The 12754-nt window shown below is 70.4% G+C and carries 7 protein-coding genes; 5 read left to right on the top strand and 2 right to left on the bottom strand.

Annotated features, from left to right (window positions below; genetic code table 11):
• Positions 1 to 2 precede the first annotated feature (2 nt).
• Both ABT336_RS03045 and ABT336_RS03040 read left to right on the top strand, forming a co-directional pair.
• Positions 3 to 875 (top strand): hypothetical protein, encoded by an 873-nt coding sequence (locus ABT336_RS03045; protein WP_350894807.1) that lies wholly within the window; start codon positions 3 to 5, stop codon positions 873 to 875.
• 120 nt (positions 876 to 995) lie between these two features.
• The gene (locus ABT336_RS03040; protein ID WP_350894806.1) at positions 996 to 1361 is read left to right on the top strand and encodes a hypothetical protein; all 366 of its coding nucleotides are present in this window, start codon (positions 996 to 998) and stop codon (positions 1359 to 1361) included.
• 145 nt (positions 1362 to 1506) lie between these two features.
• On the opposite strand, the gene ABT336_RS03035 is transcribed toward ABT336_RS03040, so the two are convergent.
• Positions 1507 to 3309, bottom strand: a complete 1803-nt coding sequence (locus tag ABT336_RS03035) for a glycoside hydrolase family 6 protein (protein WP_350894805.1) — start codon at positions 3307 to 3309, stop codon at positions 1507 to 1509.
• Positions 3310 to 3792: 483 nt separating this feature from the next.
• On the opposite strand from ABT336_RS03035, the gene ABT336_RS03030 reads away from it, so the two are divergent.
• The 3 genes from ABT336_RS03030 to ABT336_RS03020 all read left to right on the top strand — a co-directional run bounded on the left by ABT336_RS03030 (position 3793) and on the right by ABT336_RS03020 (position 7509).
• On the top strand, positions 3793 to 5289 hold the full coding sequence (locus tag ABT336_RS03030) for a right-handed parallel beta-helix repeat-containing protein (RefSeq protein WP_350894804.1): 1497 nt from the start codon (positions 3793 to 3795) through the stop codon (positions 5287 to 5289).
• Between the two features lie 374 nt (positions 5290 to 5663).
• Positions 5664 to 6833, top strand: coding sequence for a putative sodium/potassium/calcium exchanger (locus tag ABT336_RS03025; protein WP_350894803.1), 1170 nt, complete (start codon positions 5664 to 5666; stop codon positions 6831 to 6833).
• Position 6834: 1 nt separating this feature from the next.
• Entirely contained in the window at positions 6835 to 7509 is a 675-nt protein-coding gene (locus ABT336_RS03020; protein WP_350894802.1) for a class F sortase, read from the top strand.
• A gap of 55 nt (positions 7510 to 7564) precedes the next feature.
• Here the strand turns inward: ABT336_RS03020 and ABT336_RS03015 are convergent, their stop codons facing one another.
• Positions 7565 to 12643, bottom strand: coding sequence for an NAD-glutamate dehydrogenase (locus ABT336_RS03015; protein WP_350894801.1), 5079 nt, complete (start codon positions 12641 to 12643; stop codon positions 7565 to 7567).
• Positions 12644 to 12754: the final 111 nt, after the last annotated feature.

The raw sequence follows: 12754 nt of genomic DNA, 5'->3' as shown, positions 1-12754 counted from the left end.
GGATGCGTCAGAACGAGCAGCAGGTGACCCAGGACCACCCCGAGGCCGTCCGGTCCACGCCGGTGCCGGTGCCGGAGGAAGCCACGAGCAACGGCCGCCCCGGCACCCGTGCCGACGTGCCCGAGGACGCGTTCGACGACCGCGGCACCTTCGACGACCCGACGGTCGCCGACGGGCGGGACGCCCGCCCGGACTTCCACGAGCCGGCCCCGGTCCCGACCACCTTCGGCGCCACCACCGTCGGCGGGGCCGTGGCCGCCTCGGCGATGGCCGGTGACCGCCGCGAGGACGAGCGTGACCCGCGCGGCGAGGAGACCGCCCGCCCCGGAGACGGCGCGCCGGGACGTACCGACAGGTTCGACGACGAGCGGGCCGACCCGACCGCCGCCGACCGGCTGCACCAGGGCGGTCCGGTGGGCCGGCACGCCGACCGGGACGGCGAGAACACCCCGGACCGGGACGCCACCGAGGACACCGGCGCGGCCGGCTACGGCCGCCCCGCACCGACGATGGTCGACCCGGACGCCGACGGGAAGACCGGGCTCGGTGACGGAAGGACCGGGCTCGGTGACGCCGCCAAGGGCGATGCCGAGACCGTCCCGGGCGGCGCGGCCACCCTCTTCGCTCCGGAGACCGCTCAGGGCTTCCGGGACCGGTGGCGCGACGTGCAACTGCGTTTCGTCGACGACCCGAAGGCCGCCGCCGGGCAGGCCCAGTCCCTGGTCGACGAGGCGATCCAGGCGCTCGCCGCCGCGCTCGCCGCGCAGAAGGAGAAGCTCGGCAGCTGGCAGGACGCCGACTCCGCCGACACCGAGGACCTGCGGGTCGCGGTACGCCAGTACCGGGACTTCCTGGACCGGGTGCTCGGTCGCTGACCCGTACGACGACGCACCGCCGGCGAGCCGCGAAGCGGTCGCCGGCGGTGCGTCGTCGTGGTGGGCATGTCGGGAGGCGGACCGGGTACCCGTCGCGGACGAGGGTAGGAGGGCAGCGTCATGACCGACCGGGACCAGAACCGCCGACCGCTGGAGGAGACTCCCGAGGCCGCCGCCGCGGTCGACGACGAGAGCACCGTGCCGCAGTTGCGGACCGGTGGCGGTGCCGACCGGAACGACCCCGGGTTCACCGGCCCCGATGACCGGCCTGCCGCGTCGGCGGAGACCGACGACCTGGTCGGCGACCCGTACGGGGGTGGGACGGGGGCCGGTGGGAGGCACATCCGCACCGGTGGTGAGCAGGAGTGGGAGCCGGCGGACCTGGTAGCGGCCCGGGGGCAGGATCCCACGGCGGAGAACCTGGACCGGGCCCGGCGGGACCTGGCCGAGCACGGCAACGCGGCGGTCGAGCGGACCGTCCCCTGACCGAGTTCGTCACACACCGGCCCGGCGGGACCGTCACGCCGGGCGGGGCCCCGGTCCGACCGGTTTCGGTCGGACCGGGGCCCCTGGGGGAACCTGCCGGTCGGTGCCTCACTACCGACGCGGCGGGCAGGCCAGACCCGTCAGCTCAGCTCAGCGGCGGGTACGCGTTGCGCATCAGCTCGGTGAGCTGGGCGGGGAACCAGGCACCGGAGATCGGGGCGTCCGGCAGGGCACCGCTCATGCTGTTGCCGTTGCGGGCGTTACCGGTGTAGGTCGGGTCGCACATCCGGTCGAAGCCCTTGCCGTCGTTGTTCGGGATCTCCCGGCTGGAGCCGTCCGACTCACCCGGGGGCTTCACCCAGACGTAGGCGTCGATGCCCGGCTCGGGGGCGGCCTTCGGCCGCTCGCCGAGGCCCGCACCCGCCTGGTTGCACCAGTTGCCGGAGTGGAGCCGCCGGTCCACCCGACCGCCGTCGACGTAGGCGTCGACACTGGTGGTCGGGCCGGCACCGGTGGGCCGGGCGGTGCCGCCCCAGCCGTTGCGGGAGGTGTCGATCAGCATGCCGATGTTGGAGTCGAAGCCGACCCGGACCAGCTCGTTACGGAAGGCCTGGGCGAAGGAGAGCTCGTCGTTGTACTGGTTCCAGTCGATCCACTTGGCCTGCCGGACCGTCTGCCCGTTCACCGAGTCGGTGATCTTGACGTACGGCTCGCGGAGGGCCGAGTAGTTCGCGGTGTTCACGATGAACCCCTGCACGTGGGCCGCGGTGGCCCCGGAGGCGCGGGAGGCGTCCCGCAGGATGTTGGCGGTGGGGGTGAAGTTGCTGTCCCAGCCGATCCAGCCGTGGTGGGCGGCGTCGATGTAGTTGTAGACGTTCGGGATCGACCCGAGCTGCGCCAGTGCGTAGCCGACACCGTTGACGTAGGCACCGTTGGCCTTCACGGTGTCGCACATCACGGTCCCGCCCGGGTTGCCGGAGGTGTTGGTCACCAGGTTCGGCAGCGAGTCGATCTCGATGATGTTGATGATCCGCAGGGCGCTGTACTTCGCGTCGGCCTGGATAGCCCTGATCGGGTCGATGTACTGGGCCTTGTACTTGGGCAGCTCGTCCGCCTTCAGCTCACCGTTGGAGGCGAGGGCGGAGCAGTCGCGGCCGGGGAGGTTGTAGATGACGAACTGGATGTACTGGGCGTTCTGCCGCAGCGCCTCGTCCAGGTGGTCACGCACGCCCATCGGGCCGTTGGACTGGCTCTCGTCGGTACCCTCGATCGCCGCGATCCGGTCGATCCAGACTGCGGTGGAGGTGTTGGAGATCCGGTCACCCCCCGCGACGGACTCGACCTTGGTCTTCCACTCCGGGTTCACGTACCCCCTCGCGTTGAGGTAGGGGTTGTCCACCCGGGTACCGGGCGGAGGCGTGGTCGGCGGGGTGGTGGGGGGCGTGGTCGGCGGGGTGGTGGGGGGCGTGGTCGGCGGGGTGGTGGGAGGCGTGGTCGGCGGGGTGGTCGGGTTCGTGGTGCCGCCGTTGCAGACGGTGCCGTTGAGGGTGAACGAGGTCGGCTTGGGGTTGCTGCCACTCCACGAGCCGTTGAAGCCGAAGCTCGTCGACGCGCCGGTGGCCATCGAACCGTTGTACGACAGGCTCCGGGCCGTCACCTGACTGCCGGACTGGGTGATCTCCGCCGACCAGCCCTGCTGGACGCGCTGGCTGCTGTTGGGGAACGTCCAGCCCAGCGTCCAGCCGTTGACCGGGTCGCCGATGTTCCTGATGGTTACGTTGGCGGTGAAGCCGCCCTGCCAGTCGTTCGTCGTCCAGGTCACGTCACACTGCGTCGCGGCGTGCGCCGCGGTGACCGGGAGGGTCACCAGTCCGCCTGCGACCAGGGCCCCCGCGCCGGCCAGCGCGAGTGCCCGGCGCTGGCCGGACAGCCTTCTCCACACGTTCATGCCAGTGATCTCCTTGGGCGAGACCGGATCCGCTATCGACCCGGCGGTGCGGCCCCGGCGGCATCCGTTGTGGACGGCCGTCGGCGCCTTCGGGATTTCGGGGGTGCCCGACCCGGACGGGCTTGGTGGTGGTGTCACGGTCGGCGCAACCGACCGGCGGCGGAGTGTCGTACCGGCGCACCGGCCTGCCCTCGACATCTGCCTTCGCGGTGTAGCTCCGGAACCGCGTGCAGCGATTCTTGCATGGGAGCGCTTCCATGGCAACGTCTCGATTAATTATTCCCTCCACCTCGGCGATCAGGGGAAATCTCCGCGTCACAAATCTCCCTCCGGAGGACCCGCTAAGAAGATTTGCATAGTTTCTTCGTATTACTCCGCAATGTCCGTTATGCCCGTACGGTGGCGGGAGTGACTGCGAGAGAAGCTCAGCCACTCCGTGCCGCTGCGGCACGGCCCGCGTCATCGGCGAAAGGCAGGAAGTTGATGTCCACGTTCCGAGGCAGCCACGAGAAGCTCAGCCGGTCCCGCGCCCGGACCACCCGCCGGCAGCTGCTCGCCGGAGGGCTCGTGGCAGGCAGCCTGATCGCCGGTACGGCCGGCGTCGCACTGGCCGGCGGCGGCACCGGTGTGCTGGGTACGGTCCTCACCACCCCCGCCTCGATCATGCTCGGTCAGGACACCGCAGCCCGTGACGGTGACCGCAAGGCCGACTCCGACGCCCGGGGGCCGGGCGAGGTGACGAAGGTGCCCTGTGACGCGGCCAAGCTCGTCGCCGCCCTCCTGCACGCCGACACCCAGGGCGGTGGCACCCTCCAGCTCGCGCCACGGTGCACGTACGTGCTCACCGAGGCGGCCTTCGACGACGACCGGTTCGACGGGGGCGTCCGTGACGCCCGGGAAGCCGCCGACCAGGCGGAGAACGGCGGGGCCCCGGCCCGACCGGAGCGGCCCCCGGCCCAGGTCCGGCGGGACAACAGCTCCGGACTGCCGGTGGTCTACCACCCGATCACCATCCGGGGCGAGGGCGCCACCATCACCCGGGACTCCCGAGCGGCCGAGTTCCGGTTCTTCACCGTCCGTGACGGTGGCGACCTGCGACTGACCGACGTCACGCTGCGCAACGGGCGTTCGGTCGCCGAGGGCGGCAGTGTGCACGTCGTACACGGCGGCAACGCGGTGTTGGAGGGGGTCACGATCGCCCAGAGCATCTCGTTGTCCGCGACCGGCGGGGGCGGAGCGGTCTTCAACGACGGCAACCTCCGGGTCGTCGACAGCACCTTCACCGACAACGCAGCCACCGCCCGTACCGGCCGGGGTGGCGGCATTCTCAACGGCGGCGTCCTGACCATGACCGGGTCGACGTTCACCCGCAACAGCGCCAAGTCGCTCGGCGGCGGGTTCGCCAACTTCCGGGGGGCCGCCGACGTCAGTGGCAGCAGCTTCGAGCAGAACCACGCCGACCAGGGCGGAGGCATGGCGAGCTTCTCGGCCCGGACCCGGGTGTGGGACACCGAGGTGGTCGGGAACACCGCGCGGGTCGGCGGTGGCATCGCCAACGGGGACGCCACCGTCGCCCTGCGCGGACTCCAGGTCAAGGAGAACGTGGCGACCGGCGACGGCGGCGGCATCTGGACGTCCCGGGGCCTGGCCACCCTCGACCAGAGCATCGTCCGGGCCAACACCGCGCACGGCAACGGCGGCGGGTTGTTCGTCGACAGGTCGAACGTCCCGGTCCGCCACAGCGAGCTGACCGGCAACGGCGCCGTCGGGGCGCGCTCGACCGGCGGCGGCATCCACGCCACCGGCGGGCAGCTCAGCCTCTTCGGCAGCCGGGTCACCGAGAACCGCTCGGTGCACGCCCCGAGCGGGGTGTTCGGCCGTCAGCTGCGGGTCAACGTCGACGACAAGACCGGGATCACCGAGAACCGGCCCACCAACTGCCAGGGGAGCCCGGCACCGGTCCAGTCCTGCTTCCGCTGACCCCACCGCACGAGCACTGACATCCCGGCCGACAGGGAGTATCCGGACGCCTCCGGGGTGATCGAGGGCGATCACCCCGGAGGCGTCGTCGGGGGACGCTCCCACCGGCCGATCGCGAAGCGGGACGCCCCCACCGGCGGGCCGCGTACGGGCACGCCTCCACCGGCGGACCACGAAAGGGGCAGGGTCCGATCGGCACGCCGCGTACGGGGAGGTACCCGTCGGCAGGCAGCGCTCGGGGTCGAACGAGGTCGGTCACCCAGGAGGTATTAAAACGCGAATTTTTCCTCTTATAACTCGCGAATCGGTCTAACGTCTGTCGTAGCTCGGCTGTCGCCGGGTTCAGGACGAAATGGGATGGAGTGACTCAGGTCATGGCTAACAAGATGCTCGGGAAGGTTGTCGCGGGTGCCGCTCTTGGTGGCGCGTCGCTGCTGGTGTTCGCGCCGGCCACCGCTTTCGCCGACGGTGGCAAGCCGGACGCCGAGCACCACAAGAAGGGTTACGTGCTGGCCGAGCCCGAGGTCGTCAAGGCCGGGCACAAGGTCAAGCTCGTCGAGGTCTGCCCGACGGCGCAGGAGGAGGCCTTCGTCTGGTCGAAGGTGACCGGCAAGGTCAAGCTCCACAAGGCCGAGCAGCAGGACCGCGGGGACCGGGGCAACTGGCACGGTAACCAGCGCGACGAGGACAGCCGCGACGGCGAGAAGGGCGAACGCGACAGCCGCGACGCCGAGAAGGGCGAGCACGACAGCCGCGACGGCGAAAAGGGCCAGCACGAAGGCCGCGACGCCGAGAAGGGCGAGCACGACAGCCGCGACGGCGAAAAGGGCCAGCACGAAGGCCGCGACGGCGAAAAGGGCCAGCACGAAGGCCGCAACGGTGAGAAGGACGGCGAGAACGGCCGGTCCGAGGAGCAGGGCGGCGAGAACGAGCGGCCCTGGGAGGACAAGGGTTCCTGGGAGGAGAGCAGCCAGGACGAGGCCAAGTCCGGCGGCTGGGGCGGCGGCGCCGCCGACGACGCCAAGAAGGACGAAGGCAAGAAGGACGAGGCCAAGAAGGACGAGGCTCGCAACGAGCAGAACGCCGACGAGGCCAAGAAGGACGAAGGCAAGAAGGACGAGGGCAAGGGCGACGAGGCCCGCGGTCAGCACGACGAGGGCAAGAAGGACGACGCCCGCAACGAAGAGGGCAACAAGCACGAGGGCAACGAGAACGAGGGCAACAAGCACGAGGCCCGCGAGGACGAGGGCAACCGGGGCGGCCACAAGGGCGAGGAGTCGGACGAGCGCTCGTACGAGCGTGAGTTCGTGTACTTCGCCGAGGTCAAGATCCCGTGGGACGCCGAGCCGGGTGCGTACGACCTGAAGGGGTCGTGCGGCGAGGGCAAGCTCGTGGTCCTGCCGCGGGGCGGCGTCGAGGCCGGTGCCGGCAGCACCGGAACCGACACGGGCATGGCCGCCGGCGGAGCCGGGATGCTGGGCGCCGCGGCGCTCGGGGGCATCGTGTTGATGCGCCGGCGTCGGACCGATGAGTCCCTGGTCTGACGTGAGGATGATCCGGGCCGGCGGCCGTCACGGAACCCCGTGGCGCGCCGCCGGCGCGGCCGTCCTCCTCGCCGTCGCCATGGCCGGTGCGGCGCTGCTGGGCGTGGCGACCAGTCCCGACGCCGACCCCCGGCCACCACGGCCGGACAGCGGACGGACCGCGTACGTCGACCCGGACCTGCCCGCCGGACAGGAGGCGGACCAGGGTGGGGCACCCGCCCTGCCCCGGTCCCAGCCGACCACCGTGTCGATCCGCCAGATCGGGGTGCAGGCCCAGGTGATGCAGCTCGGAACGAACCCGGACGGCACCGTCCAGACCCCGCCCCTGGAGCAGTCCCACCTCACCGGCTGGTACGCCAAGGGGGCCAGCCCGGGTGAGGCCGGCAACGCGGTGATCATCGGTCACGTGGACAACCGGGATGGTCCGGCCGTCTTCTGGGAACTCGGCGCCCTGCAACCGGGCAGCACCATCGAGGTCGGCCGGCAGGACGGTCGCACCGTCGTGTTCACGGTCGACGAGGTGCGGTCGTACCCGAAGGCGACCTTCCCCACCGACCTGGTGTACGGCCCCAACGACCGGCCCGGCCTGCGGCTGGTCACCTGCGGCGGGGAGTTCGACCAGAAGGCGCAGTCCTACCTCGAGAACACCGTCGTCTTCGCCAGCCCCGCCCGGTGACCGGCGGGTACGACGGTCCCGGCGCGGTCGTGACGACCGCGCCGGGACCGGTCCGTCAGGCGGCCGAGGAGGTCCGCACCAGGGTACGGATCTGCCGCAGCAGCACCGACAGGGCTGCCAGATCCGACCGGGACTCGTCGAACTCCCCCATCGCCCGCTGCGCCCGGTGGATGGAGGTGGCGTTCGACTGCTCCCACTGGAGCACCCGCTCGTGCGGCGGGAGGCTCTCCGGGGTGGAGCCGAGCACCTCGGCGGTGAGCGCGGCCAGCGCGGCGTACAGGTCGTACCGCAGCGCCATCCGGGCCAGGGTCTGCCACCGGTCCTCCCTGGGCAGCAGGGAGATCTTCGACAGCAGGGTGTCCACCCGGAACCGGTCGGAGAGGACGAAGTAGACAGAGGCCACCTCGCCCACGTCCTTGCCGGTCTCGGTGGCGGTCTCCACCACGTCCAGCAGGCCGAAGCTGTACATCATCCGGGTGGCCTGCTCGGCCAGCTCCCGTGGCAGCCCCTTGCGGGTCGAATCGTCGATCTTCGCGGCGATCGACTCCCGCTCGTCGCCGTAGAAGAGCGTCTCCATCCGAGGCAGCAGTTGGGCCACCCCGGCCCGCAGCCGGTCGATCTCCGCCGGGACGTCCAGCGGCGAACGCCGGTTGGTCACCAGCCACCGGACCGCCCGGTCCAGCAGTCGCCGGGTGTCCAGGTAGACGCTGGTCTGCAACTCCGGGTCGATCCGGTTGTCCAGCGCCTCGACCTCGTCCCAGAGCCGGCGCAGCCCGAACACCTCGCGGACCACCACGTACGCCCGGATCACGTCCGCCGCCGAGGCGGCCGTCTCCTCGACCACCCGGTAGACGAAGGAGATGCCTCCCCTGTTGATCGCCTCGTTGACCAACACCGTGGTCACGATGTCCCGGCGCAGCCGGTGCCGGCCCATCCGGTCGGCGAACCGCTTGCGCATCGGCGTCGGGAAGTAGTTGACCAGGACGTCGGTCGTCCACTCCTCGTCCGCGATCCCCTCGGTGAGGATCTCCCGCTCCAGCGCGATCTTGACGTACGCCAGCACGACTGCGAACTCCGGCGCGGTCAGCCCGGTCTCGGCCCGGACCGCCAACTCCTCGTCCGAGGGCAGCCCCTCCAGGGCCCGGTTGAGCCCACCGGAACGCTCCAGCTCGCTGATCATCCGGCGGTGCACAGGCAACAGCGGACCGGCCTGCGCCTGCGAGTTGTTGATCGCCCGCGCCTGGTCGTAGTTGTCCCGCAGCACCAGCTCGGCGACCTCGTCGGTCATCTCGGCGAGCAACTCGTCGCGCTCCGGGACGTCCAGTTCGCCGTCGGCGACCGCCGTGTTCAGCAGGATCTTGATGTTCACCTCGTGGTCGGAGCAGTCCACCCCGGCCGCGTTGTCGATGAAGTCGGTGTAGATCCGGCCGCCGGAGAGGGCGTACTCGATCCGGCCGTGCTGGGTGAAGCCCAGGTTTCCGCCCTCGCCGACCACCCGGCAACGCAGGCTCTTGCCGTCCACCCGGATCGCGTCGTTGGACTTGTCCCCCACCTCGGCGTTGGTCTCGCCGGAGGACTTGACGTAGGTGCCGATACCGCCGTTCCAGAACAGGTCCACCGGGGCGGTGAGGATCACCTTCATCAGGTCCTGCGGGCTGAGCTGGGTGACGTCGTCGGACAACCCGAGCGCCCCCCGGGCCTGCGGCGTGATCGGGATCGACTTGGCGGTACGCGAGTACACGCCCCCACCGGCGGAGATGAGGTCCCTGTCGTACTCCTCCCACGAGGAACGGGGCAGGTCGAACAGCCGCTTGCGCTCGGCGTACGAGGTGGCCGCGTCCGGGTCCGGGTCGATGAAGAGGTGCCGGTGGTCGAAGGCGGCCACCAGCCGGATGTGCTCGGACAGCAGCATCCCGTTGCCGAACACGTCACCGGACATGTCGCCGACGCCGACCACTGTGAAGTCCTGCTTCTGGGTGTCGTGACCCAGCTCCCGGAAGTGCCGTTTGACCGACTCCCAGGCGCCCCTGGCGGTGATGCCCATCTTCTTGTGGTCGTACCCGGCGGACCCGCCGGAGGCGAACGCGTCACCCAGCCAGAAATCGTGCCCGGCGGAGATCTCGTTGGCGATGTCGGAGAAGGTGGCTGTCCCCTTGTCCGCCGCCACCACCATGTACGGGTCGTCCCCGTCGTGCCGGACCACGTCGTCCGGGGGGACGATGTCCCCGCTGACGATGTTGTCAGTGACGTCGAGCAGGGCGGAGATGAAGGCCTTGTAGCAGACAACCGCCTCGTCCCGGTCGCCCGGCTTCTGCTTGAGGACGAAGCCACCCTTGGCACCGACCGGGACGATCACGGCGTTCTTCACCATCTGCGCCTTGACCAGACCCAGCACCTCGGTCCGGAAGTCCTCCCGCCGGTCGGACCAGCGCAACCCGCCCCGGGCCACCGGGCCGAACCGCAGGTGCACCCCCTCGAAGCGGGGCGAGTAGACGAAGATCTCGAACTTGGGACGGGGGGCCGGCAGGTCCGGGATGGCCTGCGGGTCCAGCTTGAAGGCCACGTACGACTTGGGTCGCCCGTCGGCCCGCTTCTGGTAGAAGCTGGTCCGCAGGGTGGCCTGGATCATCGTCAGGTACGACCGCAGGATCCGGTCCTGGTCGAGGCTGGCCACCTCGTCCAACGCCTCGCCGATCGCCTCGGTCAGCTCCCGGCTGCGGGTCTCCCGGTCGGTGGCCTCCAGCTCCGCCTCCGGGTCGAACCGGACCTCGAAGAGCTCCACCAGCAGTGCGGCGATCGACGGGTTCGCGGTGAAGGTCGACTCCACGTAGTCCTGGGAGAAGACCGTCCCCGCCTGACGCAGGTACTTCGCGTAGGCGCGCAGCACCACGACCTGACGCCAGGTCAGCCCGGCCCGCAGCACCAGCTCGTTGAAGCCGTCGACCTCCGCCTCCCCCCGCCAGGCGGCGGCGAAGGCGTTCTCCACGTGCGGGCGTACCTCGGCCAGCTCCTGGTGCCCCTCGGGCAGGTGCAACCCGAAGTCGTACAGCCAGATCCGGCCGTCGATCCGGTCCACCTCGTACGGGTGCTCGTCGATCACCTTCACGCCGAGGGAGTGCAGCACCGGCAGGACTGCCGAGAGCATCATCGGCTCGCCGTACCGGTAGACCTTGAACCGGACGTTGAGCGTCTCGTCGACGTCCGCACCGCGCTGCCCCGGTCGGGCGGCGAACTGCTTGCGGAACAGGTGCATCTCCAGCTGGCCGGGCTCCTCAAGCAGCTCCAGCTTGGCCAGGTCCTTCATCGCCTCGTACGGCGTGTGCCCGTCCTTGTACCCCTCAGGGAACGCGTCGGCGTACCTGTTGAACAGGTGTTTTGCCTGCTCGTCGCCGAGCTTGCGCTCCAGGACCAGCCGGTAGTCGTCGTCCCAGAGTCGGGTGGCGTCGGCCAGCTCCTCGGCCAGCAGGTCGGCGTCGATCGCGCCGAGCGGGTTGTGCGGGTCGGTACGGACGATGAAGTGCACCCGGGCCAGCATCGACTCGGTCACCCGGGTGGTGTAGTCCACCCCGAGTCCGTTGAGCTCCCGCAGCAGGATGTCCTGCATCCGCAGCCGGTTCTGGGTGGTGAACCGGTCCCGGGGCAGGTAGATCAGGCAGGAGATGAACCGCCCGTACGCGTCGCGGCGCAGGAAGACCCGCAGCTGCCGACGACCGGCCATCCGCAGGACGCCGATCACCGCGTGGTACAGGTCCTCGGTCTTGATCTGGAACAACTCGTCGCGCGGGTAGGTCTCCAGGATCTGGAGCAGGTCCTTGCCGGAGTGGCTGCGCTGGCTCAGACCGGAACGGTCCAGCACCTCGGCGACCTTACGGCGGACCACAGGCAGCTCCCGGACGCTGGTCCGGTACGCGGCGGTGGAGAAGAGCCCGAGGAACCGACGCTCCCCGACCACCTGACCGTCGGCGTCGAAAATCTTGAATCCGACGTAGTCCAGGTACGCCGAGCGGTGCACGGTGGCCCGCGAGTTCGCCTTGGTGATGATCAGCAGGCGCTTCTCCAGCACCTTCTCGTGCGCCTCGGGGGTCATCGAGGCCAGCGCCCGCGCCTCCGGGGCGTCCTGACGGAGGATGCCCAGCCCGGTGCCGAGGACCGCTTCCAGCGCCTTGCCGCCGGTAGCTCCCTCCGGGCCGTCGGACGGGGCGTCCACCAGCCGGTACTCGCGGTAACCGAGGAAGGTGAAGTGGTCGTTGGCGAGCCAGCGGAGCAGCTCCACCGAGTCGGTGATGTCCTTCTCCGGCACCGGAGGGCGGTTCTCCGAGGTCCGGGCCGAGGCGAGGTCGTCGGCGAGGGCCATGGCCCGCTGACGCATCTTCGGCCAGTCCTCCACCGCTTCCCGCACGTCGGTGAGGACCCGCTGCAACTCGCCGCGCAGCCGGTCACGCTGGCGGCTGTCACGGATCGGGTCGACCTCGATCCGCATCCAGCTCTCCACCAGGTCCCCGGCGATCGCGTCGTCGGGTTCCACGTCGGCGGAGACCTCGGTGAGCCGACCCAGGGGTTCCCGCCGGACCACCACCAGCGGGTGGACCAGCATGTGTACGTCGAGATGGTGGGAATTGAGCAGCGCGGTCACCGAGTCGACAAGGAACGGCATGTCGTCGGTGACGATCTCGATGACCGTGTGGTGCTGGTCGTCGGCGGGGGCGTGGATGCGCAGCCGCAGCTCGCCGGGGACCCGCTGTTCGGCGAGGTCCCGGTGGGCCCGGGCCGCGTCGAGCATCTCCTCCGGGGTGAAGCCGATCAGCTCCTCGTCCGGTGCGAACCGCCAGAACCGACTGACCAGGGTGGCCGCGTCGTGGTCCTCCCCGGCCAGGGCCACCGCCTGGGCCACGAGCCGCTCCGCGTTGGGTACCGGCTCGTCGAGCTCGGCGTCCTCCACGTCGTCGGCCAGGGCCTCCGGGGGTAACCCGAGGTCGTACAGCGTGTCGACACTCGAACCGGTCATCCCGGTCACTCCGGTGTCGAGTCGGCCGTCGCCGTCGGTGTCGGTCGCGGTGTCGAAGCTGTCGTCGCCTCGGCCGGTGTCAACCAGCCGGAAGTCGGGACCCGGTTTGATCGCCGGACGCCGGTCCATTGGTGCACTCCCCTCAACCCACCGCGTTGTGGGTCACTCTCCCGCCCAGCCTAGGCCCGCCGATCTCTGAGCTGCTCGGTGGACCACCTGCCGGACGTCTGGATCGGGGTT

The organism is Micromonospora sp. NPDC000207 (assembly GCF_040300925.1).
Classification (GTDB): domain Bacteria; phylum Actinomycetota; class Actinomycetes; order Mycobacteriales; family Micromonosporaceae; genus Micromonospora.
This window is presented reverse-complemented; position numbering and strand designations above follow the sequence as displayed.